16 protein-coding genes are annotated in these 24,366 nt (G+C 62.7%); 4 read left to right on the forward strand and 12 right to left on the reverse strand.

Annotated features, from left to right (window positions below):
- Both VJ464_09345 and VJ464_09350 read right to left on the reverse strand, forming a co-directional pair.
- A partial coding sequence (locus VJ464_09345) for a PfkB family carbohydrate kinase (protein ID HKQ05324.1) occupies positions 1–783 on the reverse strand: 783 nt, incomplete at its 3' end.
- A complete protein-coding gene (locus tag VJ464_09350) occupies positions 770–2,230 on the reverse strand; it encodes a glycosyltransferase family 9 protein (GenBank protein ID HKQ05325.1) in 1,461 nt (486 codons plus the stop codon). The genes VJ464_09350 and VJ464_09345, both read right to left, overlap by 14 nt.
- 225 nt (positions 2,231–2,455) lie before the next feature.
- Here VJ464_09350 and VJ464_09355 point away from each other — a divergent pair, with 225 nt between their 5' ends.
- The 3 genes from VJ464_09355 to VJ464_09365 all read left to right on the forward strand — a co-directional run bounded on the left by VJ464_09355 (position 2,456) and on the right by VJ464_09365 (position 7,656).
- Entirely contained in the window at positions 2,456–5,710 is a 3,255-nt protein-coding gene (locus tag VJ464_09355; GenBank protein HKQ05326.1) for a TonB-dependent receptor, read from the forward strand.
- Positions 5,711–5,773: 63 nt separating this feature from the next.
- Positions 5,774–6,151, forward strand: coding sequence for a hypothetical protein (locus VJ464_09360; GenBank protein ID HKQ05327.1), 378 nt, complete (start codon positions 5,774–5,776; stop codon positions 6,149–6,151).
- 167 nt (positions 6,152–6,318) lie between these two features.
- Positions 6,319–7,656, forward strand: coding sequence for a hypothetical protein (locus tag VJ464_09365; GenBank protein ID HKQ05328.1), 1,338 nt, complete (start codon positions 6,319–6,321; stop codon positions 7,654–7,656).
- Positions 7,657–7,678: 22 nt separating this feature from the next.
- On the opposite strand, the gene VJ464_09370 is transcribed toward VJ464_09365, so the two are convergent.
- The 10 genes from VJ464_09370 to VJ464_09415 all read right to left on the reverse strand — a co-directional run bounded on the left by VJ464_09370 (position 7,679) and on the right by VJ464_09415 (position 21,147).
- Positions 7,679–8,704 (reverse strand): LLM class F420-dependent oxidoreductase, encoded by a 1,026-nt coding sequence (locus VJ464_09370; GenBank protein ID HKQ05329.1) that lies wholly within the window; start codon positions 8,702–8,704, stop codon positions 7,679–7,681.
- A gap of 66 nt (positions 8,705–8,770) precedes the next feature.
- On the reverse strand, positions 8,771–10,009 hold the full coding sequence (locus tag VJ464_09375; protein ID HKQ05330.1) for a nucleoside permease: 1,239 nt from the start codon (positions 10,007–10,009) through the stop codon (positions 8,771–8,773).
- A 114-nt stretch (positions 10,010–10,123) separates the two neighbouring features.
- Positions 10,124–11,824, reverse strand: coding sequence for a GMC family oxidoreductase (locus VJ464_09380; protein HKQ05331.1), 1,701 nt, complete (start codon positions 11,822–11,824; stop codon positions 10,124–10,126).
- 306 nt (positions 11,825–12,130) lie between these two features.
- Entirely contained in the window at positions 12,131–12,499 is a 369-nt protein-coding gene (locus VJ464_09385) for a hypothetical protein (GenBank protein HKQ05332.1), read from the reverse strand.
- Between the two features lie 148 nt (positions 12,500–12,647).
- The gene (gene pilQ / locus VJ464_09390) at positions 12,648–15,623 is read right to left on the reverse strand and encodes a type IV pilus secretin PilQ (protein ID HKQ05333.1); all 2,976 of its coding nucleotides are present in this window, start codon (positions 15,621–15,623) and stop codon (positions 12,648–12,650) included.
- 152 nt (positions 15,624–15,775) lie between these two features.
- On the reverse strand, positions 15,776–16,435 hold the full coding sequence (locus VJ464_09395) for a hypothetical protein (GenBank protein ID HKQ05334.1): 660 nt from the start codon (positions 16,433–16,435) through the stop codon (positions 15,776–15,778).
- Between the two features lie 12 nt (positions 16,436–16,447).
- Entirely contained in the window at positions 16,448–17,128 is a 681-nt protein-coding gene (gene pilO / locus VJ464_09400) for a type 4a pilus biogenesis protein PilO (GenBank protein ID HKQ05335.1), read from the reverse strand.
- Between the two features lie 12 nt (positions 17,129–17,140).
- The gene (locus tag VJ464_09405; protein ID HKQ05336.1) at positions 17,141–17,899 is read right to left on the reverse strand and encodes a PilN domain-containing protein; all 759 of its coding nucleotides are present in this window, start codon (positions 17,897–17,899) and stop codon (positions 17,141–17,143) included.
- Positions 17,896–18,960, reverse strand: coding sequence for a type IV pilus assembly protein PilM (gene pilM / locus VJ464_09410; GenBank protein HKQ05337.1), 1,065 nt, complete (start codon positions 18,958–18,960; stop codon positions 17,896–17,898). The genes VJ464_09405 and pilM overlap by 4 nt, the downstream gene beginning before the upstream one ends.
- Before the next feature lie 390 nt (positions 18,961–19,350).
- Positions 19,351–21,147, reverse strand: a complete 1,797-nt coding sequence (locus tag VJ464_09415) for a tetratricopeptide repeat protein (protein HKQ05338.1) — start codon at positions 21,145–21,147, stop codon at positions 19,351–19,353.
- 351 nt (positions 21,148–21,498) lie between these two features.
- Between VJ464_09415 and secA the strand changes: the two genes are divergently transcribed.
- Positions 21,499–24,363: a preprotein translocase subunit SecA gene (gene secA / locus VJ464_09420; protein ID HKQ05339.1), complete on the forward strand. Its 2,865-nt coding sequence runs from the start codon at positions 21,499–21,501 to the stop codon at positions 24,361–24,363.
- The last annotated feature ends 3 nt before the right edge of the window (positions 24,364–24,366 follow it).

Consider the following 24,366-nt stretch of genomic DNA (forward strand, 5'->3'; position numbering starts at 1 on the left):
GGTTTGAACGCCTTCCACCCTGACGGCCGCGCCGCGCGAGCGGTCTTGCCACACGCGACAGCCGCGCGCGTCGGTGACGGCGAGCGCGCCGCCGAACCCATCCCACAGCGCCGGCTCGACCGAGCCGTATTCGGCTTCATTGATCTTGACCACGTCGGGCCGCGCCGCCGCCATCAGGCAGTTGGCCAGCGCCGCCTTCTCCGCGTCGAGCGAGATCAAGCCGACGCGCGGGCGCACGGCGGCGATCACCCGCGCATACAGCTCAACGGCCATCGCGCCGCGGCTCTCAATGATCGGCGGGTTGCCGGCCAGCAACAGCACGTCACTCTCAATGCGCGAGACAAATTCCAGCGCCGCCGCCAACGCGCTCTCGGCCCACATGGCGCGCGGACTGACGTTGAACTCGACGCGGTTCTCTTCCGAGGTCGCAGGGTCCGTGAGGTCTATGCAGAACCGCGCGCGGCTCTCGACGATCACGGGCCGCACGCGCACGCGGACGAGCGCGCCGGTTTGCAGGTCGTGGAGGTAGCGGCCTTCGGCGGAGTCCGGGCGAAAGACGACCAGCTCGGCTTCGACCGCGTCCGCGTCCGTGAGCAGCCGATCCAGAACGCGGGCCACGTTGGTCGCCTTGCCGCCGGCGTAGGTCGAGATGGCTTGCGGGCGCAGCTTCGCGCCGGCCTTGATCGTGATGGCGCGGCCGTCGCTCGCGACGTAGCCCTCGTCTGCGTCACGGCGGACATGAAAGATCGTGTCGGCGCACGGCGTGAATTCAAGGATGGTCATTCGCATAGTGATGCAGGGCGGCGAGCGTTGCCGAAAGAATTTCGCCCGCGTCAACGGCGCGCGACGGGTCAACCGCGATGATGTGAGACGCGGCGCTCCCCGTCGGCCGCCAGCGGTCGAGCATGCGCGGCGAGCTGTAGCCGGCAAAGACGGTGACGCCCGGCGTGCCGGCGGCGGCGGCGATGTGCTGGCCCGCCGAGTCGTAGCCGACGTAGAAGTCGCTCTGCGCGATCAGCGCCGCCAGCCTGCCGACGCCGCCGTCCCAGACCACAAGCCGCGTGTCGCGCATTCGATTTAAGGTTTCGACAAAATGGCTCTCCGTCAACTCGGACACGCTCGCGCCGGCTTCGCGTCGGGCGTAGGCGATGACGGCGTCGCCGCGTCGCGCCTCGTCCGCGCCCGCGCCTTTGTCGAGAATGACCGTAGCGCCATCTCGGATCATTTGCGCGACGAGCGATTGCTCGAACTCGTCACTGACGCGCTTGGCCGGGTTGCCGCCGACGCCGAAGTTGACCGTGACAAGAGGCCGCCCGCCGCTCTGTCGCAAACGCTTCGTCAACAGGCTCGCGGCCTGAATGTCGGCGGGGCGCAGGCTCACGCCCGGCAGCGTAGGCCGAGGCGCGTCGAAGACTTCGTCGAGCCAGGCGGCGGCCAGTTGACCGAGCGCGCGGTCAGTCGTCGCGCCATACTCGCGGCTCGGGAAGAAGAGGTAGTTCGCTTCGTGCTCGGTGAGCGGCAACAGGCCCAGTTGCGTGAGCCGCGAGTCTGTATCAACGATCAGCCATTCATCAGGCGACAGGCCGGCAGTCATTTCACGCGCCGCCTCGGTCACGGCCAACCAACTGAGCACGCGTTCGAGGGTTCTGCCGGCGCGGCGGTAATGAATCTCCTTGAACAGGACGCGCCGGTTGCCGCCGAAAAGCTCTGCGGCTTTGCGCCCGCCGACCAGAACGATCTCCGCGCCGGGGAACTCATGCTCCAGGCGACTGATGACGACGCTGGTGATGGCTACGTCCGCGCCCAGCGTCACGCGCGACAACACGACTACGCGCCGCACGCCCGCCGAGCGCGAGCGCCGGATAGTTCTCTTGCGGCGCAGCGATTCGGCGCGGCCGAGCAGCGCGGCTTCGTCGCGCAGCCCGAACCGATGCAGCGCCGCGTCCACCGCGCCGCCTCCGCCGAGCCGGCGACAGTGCTCGATGACTTGCGCGAAGACGTGGTTGTAGAGCGACACGTCGGCGGGCGAAAAGGAGTCGGCCAGCCGCTCGACCAGCGACGCGAAGAGGACTTTCGTCGCCGCCTCCGCCGCCCGCGAGTCGTCGCCCGTGGCGAGCGCCGTCAGCCGCGCGACGCAGTCACGGCGGTAATCGCCCGTCGCGCGAAATTCACTGAGAAACTCCGCGACGAGCGCTTCGGGCCGGGCCGTGTCGGGCGACGTGTCCATCATCAAACCGGAGGCTGATTATCCAACGCGGCGTGATAAGAGACAAGCGGCAAGTGACGCGACCTTGTCACTCGTCACCTGTCACCATAGAATAGGCGCATCGAACCGCAGGGTATGGCCCCCGAAAGTCACAAAGGAGAGGACTCGATGTCGCAATCACCATTTCGCTCATTGGCCCGAGCTCAGAGATCAAAAATCATCCGCCGCCGTGCGCGAACGGCTTCGACGTTGGCGCTTGTCTGCGCGCTGCTCGCGGCCGCCGCGCCGCACGCCTTCGCGCAGACCTTCCGCGGCACCATTCTCGGCACCGTCACCGACCCGCAAGGCGCGGTCGTCACCGGCGCGACCATCACCGCCCGAAACCTTGCCACCGGCGTCGAACGAACGACCGTCACCGACGACGCGGGCAACTTCTCGATCCCCGAGTTGCCGATTGGGTCGTATGAAGTCAAAGTCCAGGCCAGCGGCTTTCAAGCCTACGCCGTCACCGACGTTCAAGTCGCCGTCGCCAGCGAGCGCCGCGTTGACGCGCAGCTTTCGGTCGGCGGCAGCGAGACGGTCAACATTACCGCCAACGCCGTTCAGGTCGAAACCACCAGCAACACGCTCGGCGGAACCATCTCCGGCCGCGACGTGGTAGACCTTCCCATCAACGGGCGCGACTTCACCAAGTTCCTCGTCCTCGCGCCGGGCGCGACGGGCGACCCGTCGGGCGCGACCGATTCGCCCGGCTCGTTCGGCCTCTTCAGCGCCAACGGCAATCGCGGGCGCTCGAACAATTACCTGCTCGACGGCACAGACATGAACGACGGCTATCGCAACCTGCCGGCCATCAACGAAGCCGGCGTCTTCGGCACGCCCGCGACCATCTTGCCGGTCGAAGCCATTGCCGAAGCGGCGGTGCTGTCAAACTTCGAAGCCGAGTACGGCCGCAACTCCGGCGCGATTGTGAATCTGGTTACCAAGTCGGGCACCAACGACATTCATGGCTCGGCGTTCGAGTTTCTGCGCGACAACAAGTTTGATGCGCGCAACTTTTATAACACCAGGCCGAACCCGCAGACCGAGTTCACCAATCATCAATTCGGCTTTGCTGCCGGCGGCCCCTTCGTTCGCAACCGCACTTTCTGGTTCACGGCTTACGAGGGCCAGCGCGAAGACGTCGGCTTGAACTCGGTAGCGCGCGTTCCCGACCCGCGCGAGATTGCCGCGCTCGGCGGCGCGACCAACCCGGTGATTGCCAAGCTGCTCCAGCGCAATCCCTGGCCGACGCCGAACAATCCCGTGCCGTTGTTCGACCCGTCGCCGAATCTTTTTGTCACCGCGCCGGCGACCAACAATGTGAATAGCTTCATCGCCAAGCTCGATCATTCGTTCAACGAGCAGAACCAGCTCACCGGGCGCTACTACTTTGGCACCAGCGACCAGTCGTTCCCGCTGGCGATTCTGGCGGGCAACGTCTTGCCGGGCTTTAACACCGTCACGCCGACGACGGTTCACCTGGTGTCGCTGTCGTACTTAAAAATTCTGTCGGCGCAGAAAGTCAATGAAGCGCGCTTCGGTTACAACCGCTTCGACGAAGGCTTCTTTCCTGAAGACAGCGATTTTGATCCCAGCTCGATTGGCTTGAACACAGGCATCAGCGGCCAGCAGGATTTCGGCCTGCCGTTCATTCGCATCCGCAACGACCCTGTCTTCGGCTCGTCGCTGGCGTCGCTGGGCGCGACGCTCTCGGTGCCGCGCGCCCGCGTCGACACCAACTGGCATTTCATCGATAACCTGTCGTGGAAGCTCACACGCCATGACTTAAAGATGGGCTACGAATTCCGCCGCACCTTCGTGGATGCGTTCTTTGACGCGGGCTATCGCGGGCGGCTGGACTTCGCCTCGCTCGAAGATTTTCTTTCAGGCACCTTGAGCGGCGGGCGCGCGGCGCGCGGCGATTCGCGGCGCAAGACATTTCAGAACTCGCACGCCGGTTACTTGCAAGACACCTTCCGCTGGAGCAAGCGGCTGACGCTCAATCTCGGACTGCGCTATGACTATTTTGGCGTCATCGGCGAGAAGGACAATCTGTTGAGCAACTTTGATCCCCAACGCGGGCTGGTGCAGGTCGGAAGCCCCGGGCTTGATCAATTGTACGAGCGCGACCTGAACAACTTCTCGCCGCGCATCGGCCTGGCCTGGGACGTCAGCGGCAAAGGCCGGACGGTGGTGCGCGCCGGTTGGGGATTGTTCTACGACGCGTATTCGCAGGACTTCTTCGTCGGCCAGTTGCCGTTCAATACGTTCAACCCCGGCCCGGCTTATAATCCCGTCGGCCCGTCGCCGATCCTCTTCTCGTTTTCGACCGTGGATGTGATTCAGCCGGGGGTGCCGATCTTTACCGATTTTCTGGATTCGGATGTCTTCGCCGTTGACCGCCACATTCGCACGCCGTACGTGCAGAACTACAACTTGAACATTCAGCAAGAGCTGTTCAAGAACGTCGTCTTCGAGGTCGGCTACGTCGGCTCGGCGGGCGCCAAGCTCTTCCGCTATCGCGACATCAATCAGCCGGTGAACCCGCGGGTTTCGACGGCGCGGCCATTCGATAATGGGCCGTTCGCGCCGTCGGGCGGCACCTTCTTTTATGTCAACCACCTGGAAACGACGGCGAACTCGAACTACAACGCGCTGCAAACCAGTCTCTCGCTGCGCGACCGTCACGGATTTTCGACGCAAGTCATCTATACCTGGTCGCATTCGATAGACAACGCCTCGGACGGCCAGGACTATGTCGCCAATGCCACACAGCCGGACAACAGCTTTCGCACAGACCAGGAGCGCGGCAACTCGAACTTCGACGTGCGCCACCGCTTCACCTGGACGTGGAGCTATCAAATACCGGGCTGGTGGAAGAAGCATCCTAGAGTCGGCGACGGCTGGCAGGTGAATGGCATCGTCACAGTGCGCAGCGGCAGTCCGTTTCATGTGAATTTGTTCGACGACTACAACGGCACCGGCGAATTCTTTCCGCGCCCAGACCTGGTTGGCGACCCGTACGCCGGCACGCACGCGCCGGACAATTTCCTGAACCTCGCGGCGTTCAAGGTGCCTTGCACGCTCGACCCGACGGGCGACGGCAGCGCCGGCTCGTGCATACCGGGCACGCAGCACTTTGGTAGCTTAGGTCGCAATTCGCTCAAGGGGCCGGGCTACAGCAATTTCGACTTTTCGATCTTCAAGACGACGCCGATCAGCGAACGGGTCAAGGTGCAGCTGCGCGCGGAAATCTTCAACGTCTTCAATCACCCGAATTTCTCGTCGCCGCTGCTGCCGGGCTTTTCCGCCGATGCCAGCTTCAATGGCATAGACCCTGTGACCGGGCGCGGCATCGGCTTCCTGCCGATCACGGTGACGCCCGACGTTGGCATTGGCAACCCGTTCTTAGGCGGCGGCGGCCCGCGCAACATTCAGCTTGCATTCAAGCTGACGTTCTGATGAAATTCGCACAGGCTCAGTGGAAGGAATCAAGTACCCGCAATCTGAAAGGAGACTGCAACAATGAAACGAGCAATGATCTATTTGAGTATGGCGCTGATGCTGATCGGCGCGGCGGTGGCGGCCAGTGCTGCACCGAGCGACAAAGAGGTGACGCTCAAGGGCGAGATCATCGATCAGCCATGCTATGACAAGGGCGGCAAGAAGGGCGAAGCGCACAAGGCTTGCGCCCTGTCGTGCGCCAAGCGCGGCAATCAGATGGCGATTCTCGAAGACGGCACCAGCACCGTTTATTCGATTGAAGGCGACTACGCCGAGAACAAGAATGAAAAGCTCATTCCTTACGTCGCCGAGAGCGTCGAGGTCAAAGGCACGGTGAGCGAAAAAGACGGCAAGAAGTATCTGACCATCACTTCGATCAAGAAGGCCGACACCAAATAACTCCCCACTCTACGGAGGCCGCGCGCCAATGTGCGGCCTCCGCCATCCCCCTCGTCATTCACTGGAACTAAAAGGAACCTCACACGACGGCGCGCGTTTCGTAGCCTGTAGCGCGTTGTGTCGGCAAATCGCGACGATTCACCTCGCACACCACAGCGGAGGGCCTTATGCCTATCAAGCTCCTGGCGTTGATGCTCGTGTTGTCTCTTGCCGGTTCCGCATTCGCCAATCCCAACAAAACCGATTTGTCGGCGCTCGCCCGGCAAGCGGTGTCTGAAAATGCCGGCGAAGCCGCGACCGCTATTCATGCCTTGCGCGGCCAGGGGGCCGCGGGGCTCGAAGCGTTCCTGGCGGCGCACGCCGAGGCCATCCAGGCCCGCCGACTGGAGATCGCTTCGCCGCATGCGCCAGCGGCCAGCCCGTCCTGGCGGCGCGTCAGCGAAGCGATGGACGCGATTGCGGGCCAGAAAGACAGTTTCGCGGCGGCGCTCTACTGGCACACAGACTTCGAGCAAGCCCGCGCGGCGGCGCAACAGAGCGGCAAGCCGATCCTGTCGCTGCGCTTGCTTGGCCGCCTCGACGAAGACCTCAGTTGCGCCAACAGCCGCTTCTTCCGCCTGACGCTTTACGCCAATCAAGAAATCTCGCGCCTGCTCCGTGAGAGGTATATCTTACACTGGCAGTCGGTGCGGCCGGCGCCGCGGGTGACAATTGATTTCGGCGATGGCCGGCGGCTTGAGCGCACGCTGACCGGCAACAGCATCCATTACGTGCTCGATAGCCGGGGCCGCGTGGTTGACGCGTTGCCGGGGCTCTATGGCCCGCAGGCTTTTCTGCAAGAGTTGATCCGCGCGGCGAACGTTGCCGATCAGGCCGGGCAGGCGGCGACGGCTGAGGCGCGCGCCGCCTTGCTGCGCGACTACCACACCGCCCGCTTGCAGGAGCTTGCCGTGATGTGGCCGCTCGACCTGGCGCGGGCCGGTGTCAAGCTGGCCGCGCCGCAAACGGCAGCACCGGCGAGCGCCGAGCCGGCCCGCCCGCCGCGCGCCGAAGTCGCCGCCCGCGCCGCCATGACCAAGATGGTCGTCGCCGAACGGCCCATCCTGCGCGGCATCTCGACCGCGCCGCGCCTGCTCGACGCGCAGCCCGAAGACGCCGGCTGGGCGCGCATCGCCGCCCGGCACGCCGAGGAAGCGAGGCTCGATGCCGCAAGCCGCGCGCTGGTTCGCAGCAAGAACCTTTCACGCTTCGCCGACGATGGCGAATGGCAGCGCACCCTGGCGGCGCTTGAGCGAGCTATCGCGATAGACACGGTGCGTAATGAATATCTCTTTCGCCGCACGTTGCACGAATGGCTGGTGGATACGGCGGCGGCAGACGACCTGGCGGCCTTGAACGAGCGGGTTTATGCGACGTTGTTTTTGACGCCCTCGTCGGATCAATGGCTCGGGCTGTTCCCCGGCGACAGCTTCACCGGCATCGAGGATGACGGCATAAAGAATTAAGACACGCGGCGGCGCGTCGTGACTACTGAGCGAGTTCGGCGACGGCGCGCACCGCATCGAGGCTCGACGCGCCGCAGATCAATGTCTTGACGCCGGCCTCGCGCCACATCGCCAGTTGATCTTTGATGCGCTCGCGCGGCCCGCAGAGCGCGACTTCGTCAACCAGTTCGTCCGGCACTGCGGCAACGGCTTCATGCTTCTTGCCGCTCAGATACAAATCCTGAATGCGCGCCGCCGCATCTTCGTAACCGTAACGCCGCGCCAGGTCGTTATAGAAATTCTTACCGCGCGCTCCCATGCCGCCGACGTAGAGCGCCAGGTGCGGCTTGATCTGCTGCCGGCAAGCATTCACATCATCGCCCATCACCACAGAGACCGTCGGCGCGATGTCGAGATCATCAAGCGTCTTGCCATCGGTGCGCCGCGCCAGCCCTTCTTCGAGCGAGGCGCGAAAGACCTCCATGCGCTTCGGCGAGAAGAAGACCGGCAGCCAGCCATCGGCAATCTCTGCCGCGAGCGCGACATTCTTTGGGCCAATCGCCGCCAGGTAGATGGGAATGTTCGGGCGCAAGGGGTGGACGATCAGCTTGAGCGGCTTGCCCAGGCCGGTGCCGCCGCTGACTGGGATGTCATAGTACTCGCCGTGGTGTTCGAGCGGTCGCTCGCGCTTCAAGATCGTTCGCACAATGCTGACGTATTCGCGCGTTCGCGTCAGTAGTTTTCCATAGACGACGCCGTGCCAGCCTTCGACGACCTGTGGCCCGGAGACGCCGAGTCCTAACAGAAAACGGCCTCCGGTCAACAGGTCAACCGTCGCGGCGGTCATCGCCGCCATCGCCGGCGTGCGCGCAGGTATCTGCATGATGGCCGTGCCGACGCGGATGCGTTCGGTGCGCGCCGCCAGCCACACGAGCGGCGATATGGCGTCCGATCCCCACGCCTCCGCCGTCCACAGCGAATCGTAACCGAGCCGCTCGGCTTCTTGCGCGAGTTGAATGTTATCGGCGGGGCCTGCGCCCCAGTAGCCGAAGTTGAGTCCCAGTCGCATATGCTCTCCGAAGCAAAGCGCGGGACAGCCAGGCCCCGCGCTTTCGTCTTGTGCAGTAGATTACTTTTAGTCGGCTTGCGCCGCCTGCTCGGCCTTGCGGTCATTGAACGTCAGCGCAAAGAAGAGCGCCACAGCGGCGGCAAAGACCGCCGGTATCCACCAGATGGCTTTCCAGTCATAAACCGGTCGGCCCGCCGTGGTTTTCGTAAACGCTTCGACGAGGTAGCCCGCGATCACCGTGCCGAGTCCGAGGCCGACGCCATACGTTACCAGCGTGATGAATCCCTGCGCGCTGGCGCGGACGTCGCGCGACGCCTTCTTGTCTACGTAAATCTGGCCGGTGACAAAGAAGAAATCGTAACAGACGCCGTGCAGCAGGATGCCGGCATAGAGCATCCATTCGAGCGAGCCGAGGTTGCCGGTCGCGAAGAAGGCGTAGCGCACCACCCACGCCAGCATGCCGACCAGCAGCATCTTCTTGACGCCGAGCCGCGCAAAGAAGACCGGCATCAAAATCATGAAGCCGACTTCAGACATCTGCCCGAGGCTCTGCTTGGCGGCGACTCCCTGCATGCCCAGGTCGTTCAGGTAGAGGTTGGTGAAGCTGTAATAGAAGGCGAGCGGGATCGAAATCAGCAGCGAGCAGAGGACGAAGATGAAGAACGACTTCTGCTTCATCAGCCGCAGCGCCTTCAAGCCGAGGACTTCGCCGGCGCTGATCTTCTTGCCGGCGTTCTGCGGCGGCGTGCTCGGCAGCGTGAACGAGTAGAGCCCTAAAATGATCGAGGCGATTGCCGCCATCTTCAACGGCACGGCGGTTCGCTCGACGCCGTCGCCATACGACTTCGTGAGGATGAAGGAGATGACCAGGCCGGCGACGATCCAGCCGATGGTGCCCCAGACGCGCACTTTGGGGAACTGTTGCTCCGGCGTCTCCATCTGCCTGAACGAGATGGCGTTGACCAGCGCCAGCGTCGGCATGTAAGTCAGGTTATACAGCAGCAAGCCGAAGAGCAGCGGCCCGAACGTCGTCAATCCGGCAGACCAGAACATCAAGCCGCCGCCGATCAAGTGCAGCAGGCCCATTAGCTTCTGCGAGGCGAAATAGCGGTCGGCGATCATGCCGACGAAAAACGGCGAGATGATGGCGGCGATGTTGTTCATCAAGTAGGTGTAGCCGATCTGGCTGCCGCTGAAGCGCAACTCTTCGCCGAGATGTGTGCCCAGCGTCACGAACCACGCGCCCCAGACAAAGAACTCCAAAAACATCATCACGCTCAACCGCAAGTAGGTTTTTGTGTCCATGCTCTCTCCTCAGAGAGTGACAAGTGACAAGTGACAAGAGGGCCGCGCCTGCTGAATGCGTTCCGGGTAAACGGAACGACATCGTCTTGTCACTTGTCACTTGTCACTTGTCACTCACAGATTGCCTTTCTTGTACTGGTCAACGATGTAGTCGCAGGCGCGCACCGTGATCGCCATCATCGTCAGCGTCGGGTTCTGGCAGCCGGTCGAAACGAAACATGCGCCGTCGGTGAGGAACAGGTTCTTGACGTCCCAGCTCTGGTTGAAGCGGTTCAACACGGAGGTCTTCGCATCATTGCCCATGCGCGCCGTGCCCAGCTCGTGGATGCAGAGGCCGGGGTTGGCGAGCCGCGTGTTCTTCCCCACCACCTCAAAGCCGGCCTCGTGCGCCATCGCTTCTAACTGCTCGATGGCGTCTTTGGCCATCGCCCGTTCGTTGTCGCTGTGCGCGCATTCGATATGCGCCGCGGGGATACCCCACGCGTCTTTCACCTCTTTGCTGATCGTCACGCGGTTCTCTTTGCGCGCCAGCATCTCGCCAAAAGCGCTCAAGCGAAATGGCGCCGGCGCGTGGCCCTCGCGCACTTGCCGCTTGAACTCCGGCCCGAAGCCGGTCAGGGTGCGAATCGTCGTCGGCAGCATCTGGCGCGCGGCGCTGCCCTGGATGCCATAGCCGCGAACGAAGCCCGGCTGCTTGTCCGTCAGGTTGCGGAAGCGCGGGATGTAGACGCCGTTCGCGCGCCCGTCATCATAGTTGTAGGGGTAGTTCGCGGTTTCGGGGATGAAGCCGCTGACCGAGATTTGATAGAAATGATCCATCAGGTAATGGCCGAGCACGCCCGACGAATTGCCCAGCCCCGCTGGGTGCTGGCGCGTCGCACTGTTTAGCAACAACCGCGTGGATTCAATTGTCGAGGCGCACAGCACGACGACTTTGCCGAAAACTTCGTAAGCGCGCCTGGTGTTCTGATCGATGACCGCGACGCCTTTGGCGCGGCCCGTATTCGCATCCATGATGACGTGGCTGGCGATGGCGTTCGGCTGTAACGTCAGCCGCCCGGTCTTTGCCGCCGCCGGCAAAGTCGAGCCGGGGCTGCTGAAGTATGAATGTGTCGTGCAGCCGCGCTCGCAATGGCCGCAGTAATGACAGGCGGCGCGGCCATTATGTTTCTCGGTGAGGATCGCCGTGCGCCCGATGGTGACGCGGCGCTCGGGCCAGCGCTTCTCGACGGCGCGCTTCAACAGGCGCTCGCCGCAGACCATCTTCATGCCGGGCAGGAAATGGCCATCGGGCAGCTGCGGCAGGTTTTCATAAGTGCCGCTGACGCCGATGAACGATTCGACCTTGTCATAGTACGGCGCCAGCTCTTTATAACTGATCGGCCAGTCGTCGCCGTAACCGTCATGGCTCGCCGCTTTGAAATCATAATCCGACAGGCGGTAACTCTGGCGGCCCCACATAATCGTGCGCCCGCCGACCTGGCGGCCGCGTATCCAGTCGAAGGGCTTGTCGGCGGGCGTCGTGTACGGGTTGTCTACGTCATCAACGAAGAACTGGTTGCCGTACTCGTTACAGGCATAACATTTGGCCTGCACCGACTGACGCTTGCCGTAAATCTGCGTGCTCGGGACGATGCCGCGGTGCGCGACTTCGTAAGGCCAGACGTGCTCGGTGTAATCCTTGAGCGGGTCGAGCTGGCGGCCCGCTTCGAGTACCAGCACACGCAGTCCCCGTTCGGTCAATTCCTTTGCGGCCCAGCCTCCCGTCGCGCCCGAGCCGACAACAATCGCATCATAGATTTGTTCTTTCCCCATATAACTCCTTGATCTGATGCTTAAGTGCATGGCGGGTCGTGTGGCATCATAAACGAACGATAGCCAAAAGGCAAAAGCAATCCCCGGCAGGCTGTGAGTGAGTGTCTGAAAGGCGGGAATGCAGCCGCAAAGAAGCGCAAAGTTCACGCCAGTATGATTGCGTGAAGGCGACGATTGCGATCTGTCGTCTCGGGCTTTGCGCCTCTTGCAGCTAAACGGAGTGACCAGTGACGAGTGACAAGTGACCGGAACCCACTCTGCCGGGTTCTCGTCTTGTCAATCGTTGCTAGTAACTTGTCACGATTTTCAAATGGCGAATTCGGATTCCATCGCGAGCTGAGCTTTGCGGAGTTCGTAACGCGCCCGTCCGACGTTGCCGCCGGGATTGAGCGCCAGCATCAGGAAGTATTCCGAGGTGATCGGGCGCAGCACCAGCGTCAACATATCTGTGGCAAAGACCATCTCGCCCATCTCGCCCATCTCGGCGTCGGCCGCCGTGCGCATATTGCGCCGCACCAGCGTCGTGAACTCTGTGACGATCAGGTCAATGTCGAGGTGTGGAGCGACATGCTTGATCTGGCGCTCGATGGCGATGCCGTCTATGCCCAGGATGATGGCCGCCGCGCAGCCTTCAATCCGTTCCGTGATGTTGCTGAGCGTGTCTGCAAATCCCATAACTTTTTGATTGCGGATTGCGGATTGCGGATTGCGGATTCTCGATCTTGGAATCCGTTCCCCTGATTGCGAGCTGCGAACGACGAATTGATGAAGTCCACAGAGACATTCTCAATCCGCAATCCGCAATCCGCAATCCGCAATTCAGTTATTGTCCGCCCTTGCCGTTGGCCGCGGCGGTCTGCGCTGCGCCCGCCGCCGGGGTGGCAGCGCGTTGCGGCGCGTTCGGGTTCGGCTGGCCTTCGACCGAGCTACGCTGCGGGGCGCGCGGGCCGATCAAGCCGTTCTCGTGGATGATGCGCGGCGTGATGAAGAAGAGAATCTCATCCGTATCGCGGCGCACGGTGCGGCGCTTGAACAGCTCGCCGAGCAGCGGCAGGCGCGACAGGCCGGGCGTCCGGTTGATCGTGCTGCCTTCGGTGTCTACGTTGATGCCGCCCATCACCGCCGTGCCGCCGTCCTGCACCAGCACGGTAGATTCCGCCGACTGCGTGTTGATGCCCGGCGTGCCGCCGTTCAACTGGCTGGCGAGCGCCGTGTTGACCGTGTTGTTCTCGGCGACGATGTGCATCTGCACTTCGCCGGTCTCTTCGACGATCTGCGGGGTGATCTCAAGCCGCAAGGCCGCGGTCACAAAGGTCGTCGTGATCGTGTTGTTCGAGCTTGTCTGCACAGGTATCTGCACGCCGTTGACGATCTCTGCGGTCTTGTTGTCAGTCGTCGTGATGCGCGGGCTGGCAATCGTGCGAATCTGCCCCTTGGTCTCCTGCGCTGACAGCGCGGTGGTCAAAACCCCCGTGCCGACGAGCGTCGTCAGACCGAGGATGCTGCTCGGCGAGCCGGCACGCAAGGCGCCGCTGGAAGCGATGTTCGGCAGGTTCGGGCCAAGGCCGCTGGCAGAGCCGCCAGCACTGCCGCCGCCGCTTGATAAGCTGCCCTTTGACAGTTGCAACGGCGAGGTCTCAAGCACACCGGCGCGGCCATTGCTGCCGAGCACACCGGCGGCCAGCTCGACGCCGAGGTCGCGCAGGAAGTTGCGGCTGGCGATAACGATGCGCGCTTCGATTTCGACCTGCGGTTCGGGCCGGTCGAGCTGGCTGATCATGTCTTTGATGACCCGCATGTTTTCGGGCAGATCAACGATCACCAGGCTATTGGTGCGCCCGTCCATCTCGATGCGTCCGCGCTTGCTCAGCCGTGTTGTGATGATTGATAGCAGCGAGCCCTGCCCGCTGCCGCCGTTGCCGCCGCCGCCGCCGCTGGCGCCGCCAGAGCGACCGCCGCCGCCAGCGCCCAGCGCGCCAAAGGCGCGAGCGTACTTGAGGTGTATGATCTCTGTGACCAGCGGTATTTTTAGAGCCTGGGCTTCGGCGATCTCCGCCTGCGCGACTTCTTCCTGCTTGATCGCTTCGAGCGTGGCGATGCGGATGATCCGCCCGTTGCCGCCGCAGACCGCGCCGAGGCGGTTGGCGCGCAGCACTTCGTCCATCACGCGGTTCCACGGCTCATCGCTGATGCGCAGGTCAACCGGCACGCCGCCGACCGACTTGTCGACGATGAAGTTGACGCCGTACTGCTGCGAGATGAAGCGCAGCATGTCGCGAATATCGACGCCGGAGCGCAGATCAAAGCTGATCAAGCCGCCGACGTAGCTCGAATCACAAAACGCCACTTCGCCACGCTGCCGCGGAGCCGGCGCCGAGCTGGTCGTTGACGGATTGCGCGGCACGTCCGACGCGCTGCGGATGTAGCCGGGCTGCGCCGGGCTGCTCATGCTAGACGGCGCGGGGCTACTGGTTGTAACGGTCTCTTTGACGGGGTTGGACGAATTCGGCTGCGCCGACAGGCCGCGCGTGATGGCGTTGCGCGTCGCCTGTTGCGGCGCCGACTGGTTCTGCGCCAGCAGGTTTGCGGGCGGCGCGGCGGCGGCGCTCGGCGCGGGCTTGTTCTCGACGCGCTGGCCGGCGACCTTGACTTCTTTCTGCGGCGCTACGGATGCGCTGCTCGGCGGCGCGGCTTTGGTTTCCTGCTTCGCCAGCGGTTTCGTCTCGGCGGCCTTGGTATTCACAGCACTGCGGGTGTCCGCCGTCTGCGCCACGGCCTTCACGTCGCCCGGCTTATTGTCCGCGGGCTTGCTCTCGGCAACCGGCGCGGTCTTCTGCGTGGCCACCTGAGCCTTCACTTCGGGCACGGTGGCGTCGCGGCGAGTCGAGCGGGCGTCGCCGACGACAATGACCAGCGAATCGCCGTCGCGTTCGACGCGGTAATTGACCATCGCTTTGGCGTCCAGCACGATGCGCACGACATTCGCTGAAGGCTGGCCGACGCGCAAGCGTTCGACCGACGCGCCATCGAGCGCCACGGTCTTGTTGCCGACGCCTGAGCGCACGCCGCTGATGTCAACGACAACGCGCCAGGGGTTCGGCAGCATGAAATCTTTGAACTGCGCCGCGCCGTTGGCGTCCACAACGATGCGCAGAGCGCCGTCGCGCTGTTCGGCGCGCACGTTTTGAATCATCGTCGCCGTCCGCATGGATGCCGGACGCGCCGCGGCGCGCTCCGGTTCGACGGGGTTGGCGACGGGCTTGACCGCCGGGCGCTCGTTGGCGTGCGCGCTGCCTTTGACGGTCGGCGTCGGGTAGACGTAGACGCCGGAGCTGGCGGGCGGTTCCGCTTGCTTGACATTCGACGATCCGGCTTCGCGCGCCAGTGCGATGACCAGCGTGTTGCCGTTGACCGTCGAGCGGTCATGCACCTCGCCGTTGACCCTGATCTCGACGCGGGTGACGGCGCGGCCCGAAGCCGCCGAGCGCGTTTCGCGCACCATGACCGTATCCACCAGCGGGCTCTTGATCGCGTATTGCGGCTGGAGCGATGCGCTCTCGCCGCCCGGCAGATCAACAATGATCAACTGCGGCGACGGGCGAAAGACGGTGTAGAGGGGAGGCGCGCTCGACTCGATCAGGATGCGCGTTTCAGCGCCGACCGTCTCGTGCGTGAGCGACGTTAAAGTGAACGCCTGACCCTCTGAGGCAACCATGGCCGGGCGCGCTACGGCGAGCAGACTGAGGTTGCCCACCAGCGCCACGAGCATAAAGAATACAACGAGCCTCCTAGCGAACATAGCTTTTAATCTCCCTCTCTCTGATGTTGAAACTGAAACGAACGCGATCAAGAGGGCTCCGATCAAGTCTGCCCGCGCTCGCTCCACCGCAATCAATCCGTTGCATAAAAAACAGTCTTTCGGCGCGCGACTCAGCCGCCGCCGTGGCAAAATCATTTCGCCGAGCCCAGTCCCGGCGCTTTCGCGACCATGCGCTCCTGGGTGACGGCTTTGCCGTTCTGCTCGACTTTAAAGAACTCGCGGAACATCACTCGCGATGCGCCCGCTTCGTCGCCTTCGATGCGCACGACCTCGCCGTTGTAGCAGCGCGTGCCGGTGCGCAGGAAGAGCATCGTGCCCGTCGGCTGTGCTTTGACGAACGCGCCGTAGCCGCGGTCGTCGCGGAACACGCCGGTCACGTCCAGCTCGTTGACCAGGTATTGCATCACCGGTTCGGGCTCAGACTGGCCGCGCTCGCGGGCTTCGCCGACCTTCTGGCGGAACTCGGCGCGGCGCGTTTCGATCACCGGATAACCGAGCTGCAAAGCCGCCTGCTTGGCTTTGTCCTTCGGCGTCTTCGGCTTGAGCGGCTTCTTGAACGGGTCGCGGTTGTAGGGCCGATACGGGCGAATCGAATCGGCGGTCGGCCCGAGGTTCTCTTTAGCGCCGCCCGGTGCCGGCTGCGCTTGCGAATTCGAAGCGGCGGCCGGCGGCGTGGCCGTCGCGCTCTGCTGGGCCGTGGCCTGGATGACGCTGGCGCAAAGGACGGCCAGCGTGCCGAGGCCGGCGAGCAGCCAACGTTTCAAGACGCGATTTGTTGATGTCGTTTTCATTGCGCTACTCCGCTACTTTTTCTGTTCGGTCGGGGTGCCGGGCGCCGGCGGCGCGGCAGGCTTCTTGGCCGTCAGCTTCTCCAGGTTTTCCGGCGAGATGTAGAACGCCGTCACCACGAAAGAGCTGTTGATCGAGCGGCCCGCTTCCTGGGCCGGGTCTTCGGCCTGCTTGATATCGACGTCGCTGACGCTCAGGATGCGGCGGTAAAAGCCAAGCTCTGAGAAGTACTGACCGAGCGCGTCGTACGAGCCGGTGACTTCGATGAGGATCGGCTGTGCCGTGTAGAACTCTTTGGTCTCGGACTTGGCCGGCGAGAAGCGCTTCAGCTCTAGGCGCTGGGCGCGCAGCAGGTCTTTGAGGCTGTCGTAGATGCGCGAGATTTCGACGGCGTCCGGCAGCAGGTCGCGCAGCCGATCAATCTCGTCGCGCTTCTCGGCCAGCGTCGCTTCGGCGGCCTTGAGGTTCTGCTGAATGATGCTCGCCTGCTGGTTCTTCGCCTTGAGCGTTTCGACCTGCTCTTTGATCTTGCCGGTCTCGGCGCGCTTGTCGCTGTAGAGCATGTAGTCGGCGGCGAAGTAGAGCAGGCCGGCCAGCACCACGAGCACGGCCATCTGGTAGTACCAGGCCATGCGCGAAAAGAAGTTGCCTTGCTCGTCTGCCGGTTTGACTATGGTTTGTGCTGAAGCTGACATAGTAACCCTCCCTTACTTGCCCGGTGCCGGTGGCGGCGTGGTCTTCGCATCCTTGGCGTCTTCGGCGCGCGGCTTGTTGTAGTCGCAATCGATGGTGAAGCGGAAGATGCGCGAGGTTTCGCTTTCGGCCTTGTCGTTTTCCTTCTTGCCGTCCTTCTTGGCGTCCTTACTATCCTTGCCGTCTTTCTTTTCGGCAGCCTTGTCGGCGTCCTTGTCGGCCTGCTTGCGCTCGGCGACATCGTCGCTCTTGACCTCGGTGCTTTCGATGGTCGGCACCAGATTGCTGAACAAGCCGTTCGAGAATTCCAGCTGGCGCGCGAAGTCGGCGATGACCTGCTGATTGAGCGAGGTGCCGATGATCTGCAAGTGCGTGCCCTTCTGGGTGATCTGGTCGAGGCGGAAGTCCGCCGGGCCGCCCGGCATGCGCTCGTTGATGGCGCTCATCAAGGCGACCGGGCCTTTCTGCTCGGCGCGCAACTGCTTGATGACCTTGATGCGCTCTTCGACCTGCTTGAGCTCGGCTTCAAGCTCGTTCTTGCGCTGCACGTCGGCTTCGAGCTTCTTGGCGACTTCCTGCTCGTGGTCGAGCTGCGCCTGCGCTTCGGCGTGGGCGTTGGTCGTCCACAGGTGATCGCCTGCGAGCGCGACCATAAAGATAATCAACGCCGCCGCCACCATAAAAAGCTGCTGGCCGCGCCGCGCCGCGACTTTGGTCTTCTGCACGGCGACGCGATGCTCGGCGGTGCCTTCAAGTAGGTTAACTCGGATCATTTGCTCACCTCCGCGACGCGAACCGCCAGGCCGACGGCGACCGCCATGTTCGGCGACAGTTCTCTGAGGTATTCGTCATCGAAGCGCTTGTGGTCATAGCGGATGGCGCGGAACGCGTCGAAGCGCTCGACCGGCATCTGGAATTTTTCCGAGAGGTAATCGCACAGGTGCTCGACCTTCGACGAGCCGCCGGCGATCAGCATGCGGTCAATGTTCGGCGAATCAACCGCGGTGGCGCGGAAGAAGTCGAGGGTGCGCTGGATTTCCAGCGCCAGCATCTCTGACACCGATTGCATCGCCACCTGCGCCGTCTGGTATTCGCCTTGATCTTCGAGACCGGCGCCGCGCTTCACGGATTCGGCCTGCTCGAAGGTCAGGTTCATCTCTTTCTGCAAGAGGTCGGTGTACTGGTTGCCGCCCGCCGAGATGTCGCGCGTGAAGATCGAAGTGACGCCGCGCACGATGTTGATCGTCATCACCGACGCGCCGATGTCTAAGAGCGCCACGGTCTGCGCCGGCGACGGCGTGTAGTTCACCTCGTAGGCGTTCTGTAGCGCGAAGGCATCCACGTCAACGATCACCGGCTGCTTGCCGGCTTGCGAGATGACCTGGGTGAACTGGGCGATCTTGTCGCGCTTGCAGGCGACCAGCAGCACGTCCATATTCTGGCCGCTCGGATCGTGGCCGATGACTTCGTGGTAGAGATTCACGTCGTTGATGTCGAAAGGAATGTACTGTTCGGCTTCCCAGTGAATTTGCTCGTCCAGCTCTTCGCTCGACATCTGTGGCAGCAATATCTTTTTAACAATGACGGCGTGGCCCGACAGCGAGGTGGCGACCTGATTGGTCTTGATGCTGCTGTCCGACCAGATACGGTTGATCGAGTCCGAGACGTGATTGAGATCGATGATGTGTCCGTCGACGATGGTGTCGGATTGCAAATTCTGATGCGCGATGTGTACCAGCTCGAAGCCGTTGCGCGCGGGCCTGAGTTCGACGGCCTTTAACGCGCTTGAGCCGATGTCCAGCCCGACGATGCTCTTCTTCTTTGATCCGAACATGACAGCCCCCAGGAAGGAGTTCCGATTTAGATTTTAGATTTTGAATTTTAGATGAAGAGAAAATGTCAGGCTCTTGATCCGCCAATTCAAAATCGGCAATCCAAAATCCAAAATTGGCTTGTAGGGGCCGCGTCAATGGGGGTCGAAGCGAGTAAGGTTGTGAGGTCGGCAAATGGGGCGCCGCTGAGGGGACGGGCGGGCTGTCGAGCTTATTGATTCGGCAGCCTGGTTATTCTTCACAACCGCTTGAAAATACCTGGTGCCTTGTCAGGCAGTCACGTTTTACCATCCGCCCTGACCACTGTCAACACTATTTTTCCGCATGCATTTTTCGGCGTTTGCCATACCCCGTTCGGGCGTCCCGACGCCGACAATCCGCCACCGGAATCGCTAATGTCGGCCGGCAGATTGCGCCTCTGCGGTTCGCAGCAGAGCCAGTTCGTTTGCCGCTTCAGGCCAGTTCGGACGCAGCGCGACGGCGCGGCGCAAAGGCTCGACGGCCTCTGCCGCGCGGCCTTGTTTCTTCAGCATGATGGCCCAGCCGAAGAAGGCTTCGGCATAGGCCGGGTCGAGCTCCGTCGTGGCGACGAACTGCGCTTTGGCGGCTTCGAGATCGCCTTGTGCAAACAGGGCGCGGCCTAGATTGAAGTGCGCGTCTGTGTAATCCGGCTTACGCTGAAGCGCTTCGCGGTAAAGCGGGATGGCTTCAGCGACGCGGCCCTGGTTGAAGAGCGTCAACGCGAGGTTGTTTTTGGCGAGCGCGTCTTCGGGATTCAAGCGGCAGGCTTCGTCAAAGTGCGCCAGCGCCTCGTCGTACTGGCCGCGCTCGGCCAAAAACATGCCGAGATTGTTGTGGGCGCGGGCGTTGGCGGGCCGCTTCTTGACGACGTCGGCCCACATCACGATGTCGCTCTGGTAATACGTGTTACGCAAGAAGGTCAGCGACGCGAGCGACGCGACAATCACCGCAAGCGCGCCCGCGGCAAGCGAGCGGCCAAGTTGCCGGCGCTGCATCTCGGATCGAACCAGACGCGCCAGCATCATTTGTCCTGTCGCATAACCGCCGATGACGATCAGCGCGACGACCGCCGCCAGCGGCAAATACATGCGATGCTCGAAGGCGAGGTCGGCGATGGGCATCACGCTCGAAGTCGGCGCGAGGATCAGGAAGAACCACGCGCCGAGAAACCCCGGCGCCGGGCGGCGCGCGAGCGCCCACAGGCTCGCGGCGGCCAGCCCAACAATGAAAACCGCAAACGGCAGAATCTCAGACGCGGTGCGCGCCACCGGCCAGCCGTAATCTAAAACTTGCGAGTCGGGCCAGATGGCCAGTCGCAGGTAATGTGTGATGACGCCGAACTGCGTTTGCAGGTATTCGAGCGGCGTCAACGTTTTCATCCTGAAGCCGACAGACCAGTCTGCCGGCGTCGGCGCGGCGATGGTTGCCGCCATAATCCCCCACGTCGCAGCCATCGCCGTGTACAAGCCCCAGCGGCGGCGCAGCGCGACTTTCAACGAGCCGGCGACAAAGATCACATCGAACAACAGGGCGATGATGGGCGCGGTGGCCATCACCGGCTTGGTCGCCATGCCGATGGCGCAACTGATGACGGCCGCGACGATCCAGCGGCGGCTCGCCGTTTCGGCAGCGCGGATCACCGCGTAAAGCGTCGCCAGGTACATCAGCCCCATCAGCGATTCGCCGCGCTGGACGATGTAAGTCACCGCTTGCGTCTGTAAGGGGTGAACGGCCCAGACCACGGCGACAGCGGCGGCCAACCAGACCGAGGCCGCGCCGAAGCGGGCGCGCAATCGCTCGCTTACCAGCGCCCGCCGCACGATGCCGAACAACGCCAGCGCCGCCAGCAGGTGGATGAGCAGGTTGAGCAGATGATAGCTCCAGACTTCAAGGCCGCTGATCGCATAGTTGATGGCGAAGGTCAGGCCGACGACCGGGCGGGCAATGTTGGTCGGCGACAACATCGCCGTCCACGGCGGCCAGAGCTGGCGGATCGAAGCGTCTTCGAGAATGGCGCGGTCGTCAAAGATGAAGCGGCCCGCAAAGCTGTTGGCGTAGGCGAGCGCGCCCAGGCAGACGATGGCAGCGGCGGCGAGCGCGACCTGGCGGCGCGGCGCGCTTAAAGGCTCAAGGGTATCCGGCGCAGTGACATCAATGGCGCGTTGCATCTAAGCCAATCTAGCACAATCCTTTGGCCGTTCAATACAATTCGCGCAAGCCCTGGGCGCGTAGGCAACCAGCTTGCCCGCCTTGCGCATGCGAGAGACCGGCGGGCGTTTCGCCCGCGCTCCCTGGATGGCCGTGAATTGACGCGCGCCGCGTGAGCCAATACAATTTATCTTGGCGTGATTGCGCAATGCGAAGGCGAACGGTGAGTAGAGCCCGTATCACAAGATGATGAGTTGACGCTAGCCTGTTGGCCGGGGCGCAAATTGGCGAACCCGATCAACAGGCATATTCGTTTAGTGTTTGTAGCTGCGCGCAAAGACGGAGCTATAAACCAGGAACCAGAGAGACCTATGACAGCGATATTCAATAAAGTTGCAACCAAGATTTTCGGCAGCGCCAACGAGCGTTTGCTGAAACGCCTGTGGCCGGTGGTCCACGAGATCAACGCCTTTGAGGCGAAGATTCAAAAGCTCTCGGACGACGAGCTGCGCGCCTACACGCCGCGCTTCCGCGAGCAGATCGAGCAGCGCGTCGCCGGGGCCGACATCACCGCCGAGACGCCCGAAGAAGAGAAGAAGGCGCTGCGCCTGATCGTTGACGAGGCGCTCGACGAAATCCTCCCCGAAGCCTTCGCCATCGTCCGCGAGGCGTCGCGGCGCACCACCGGCATGCGCCACTTCGATGTGCAGTTGATCGGCGGCATGGTCTTGCACCGCGGCACGATTGCCGAGATGAAGACCGGCGAAGGTAAGACGCTGGTGGCGACTTTGCCGGCTTACCTGAACGCGCTGGCCGGGCGCGGCGTCCACGTCGTCACGGTCAACGATTACCTGGCCAAGCGCGACACCGAGTGGATGGGCAAAATCTATCGCTTCCTCGGCCTCACGGTCGGCTGCATCCAGCACGACATGGACGACAGCGAGCGCCAGGAGGCTTACCGCGCAGACATCACCTATGGCACCAACAACGAGTTCGGCTTCGATTACCTGCGCGACAACATGAAGTTTGACCCGACGGCGATGGTGCAGCGCGGCCACTGGTACGCCATCGTTGACGAGGTTGACTCGATCTTGATTGACGAGGCGCGCACGCCGTTGATCATCTCGGGCGCGTCGGAAGATTCGACCGAGAAGTATTACGTCGCCAACGAGTGCATCGATAAGCTGAAGTCCGAACAGCAGAAACGCATCGCCGAGATCAAGCAGGCCGAAGGCGACGTCAATCTCAAAGAAGACGCGCGCCTGCTCTACCACGTTGACGAGAAGCAGCACTCGGCGACGCTCACCGAAGAAGGCGTCGAGGCGGCGGAACGCTTTACAGGCGTCGGCAACCTCTACGAGCCGGCGAACATGGAGCTGCTGCACTGCATCGAGCAGTCGCTGAACGCGCACTCGCTCTATCACCTCGACAAGCAGTACATCGTCAAGGAAGGCGAAGTCATCATCGTTGACGAATTCACCGGGCGCGTGATGCCGGGCCGCCGCTGGAGCGACGGCCTGCATCAGGCGGTCGAGGCGAAAGAGGGCGTCAAGATCGAAGCCGAAAACCAGACCCTGGCGACGATCACGCTGCAAAACTACTTCCGCATGTACGCCAAGCTGTCGGGCATGACCGGCACGGCGGAGACCGAAGCGAGCGAGTTCGCCAACATCTACAAGCTCGACGTCGCCGTCATCCCCACCAATCGCTCGATGGTGCGCAATGACTTCCCCGACGTCATCTATCGCACAGAGCGCGAGAAGTGGGAGGCCGTAGCCAAAGAGATCAAAGAACTGCACGAGAAGCATCAGCCGGTGCTGGTCGGCACCGTGTCGGTCGAGACTTCAGAGATGCTGGCGGCGCAGCTCAAAAAGCTGCGTGTGCCGCACAATGTCTTGAACGCCAAGCCGGAGCATGCGGCGCGCGAGGCCGACATTGTCGCGCAGGCCGGACGCCTCGGCCAGGTGACGATTGCCACCAACATGGCCGGTCGCGGCACCGACATCCTGCTCGGCGGCAACCCTGAGTTTCTGGCCAAAGAGGAGTTGAAGAAGAAGCAGATCAATCCCGACGAGGCGACGCCGGAACAGTTGGAGCGGGCGCTTGAGCGCGCCAAGCAAGTCACCGAGGCCGAGCATAAAGAGGTCGTCGCCGCCGGCGGCTTGCACATCCTCGGCACCGAGCGCCACGAATCGCGCCGCATTGATAATCAGCTCCGCGGCCGTTCGGGCCGCCAGGGCGATCCCGGCTCGTCGCGCTTCTACCTGTCGCTCGAAGACGATTTGATGCGCATCTTCGGCGGCGAGCGCATCAAGAACCTCATGCTGCGGCTCGGCATGGAAGAGGGCGTGCCGATTGAATCGAGGCTGGTGTCAAAGCGCATCGAAGGCGCGCAGAAGTCGGTCGAGGCGCACAACTTCTCGATCCGCAAACGGCTGCTTGAATACGACGACGTGATGAACAAGCAGCGCGAGGCGATCTACGGCATACGCCGCCAGTTGTTGATGGGGTTTGAGGGCGACACGCCCGAGGCCCAGAACGCCAACCAGCGCGAGTACATACTGAGCACGATCGCCGAGAACCTGTTCGAGGGGCTCATCGACCAGTACATGTCGAAAAACGTCGACCCCGGCGAATGGGACATCACGAGCCTCAAAGAACAGCTCCGGATGGTCTTCGGATTCGACGTGGACCGCGAGGGCATAAACCTCGAACGGATGGGGCCGCAGGAGGCGACCGAAGTCATCTGGTCGAAGCTCGAAGAGAGGTATCAGGAGAAAGAGGTGCAGATGGGCGTCGAGGCGATGCGCAACCTCGAACGCTACATCATGCTGAACATCGTCGACGCGCAGTGGAAGGACCACCTGCTCGCGCTCGACCACTTGAAAGAGGGTATAGGCTTGCGCGGCTACGCGCAGAAAGACCCGCTTGTCGAGTACAAGCGCGAGTCATTCGTCCTCTTCGAAGGCATGCTCGACCGCATAGACACGGAGACGGTCCGCTACCTGTTCAACCTTCAGGTGCAGGTGACCGCGCCGATAGAGCAGGAGCTCTTAGAGCGCCGCCGCCGCCAGCGCCGCGGCCGCGTGGCATTCACGAAGGCGAACGAGACTGCTTTCGCGGGCGGCGAAGAGGAGCAAGCCAAGCCCGTCCGCAATAAAGGCCCGCGCGTCGGTCGCAACGACCCCTGCCCGTGCGGGTCCGGCAAGAAGCACAAGAAGTGTTGCGGGGCGTAAATC

The sequence above is a fragment of the Blastocatellia bacterium genome (genome assembly GCA_035275065.1).
Taxonomy (GTDB): domain Bacteria; phylum Acidobacteriota; class Blastocatellia; order UBA7656; family UBA7656; genus DATENM01.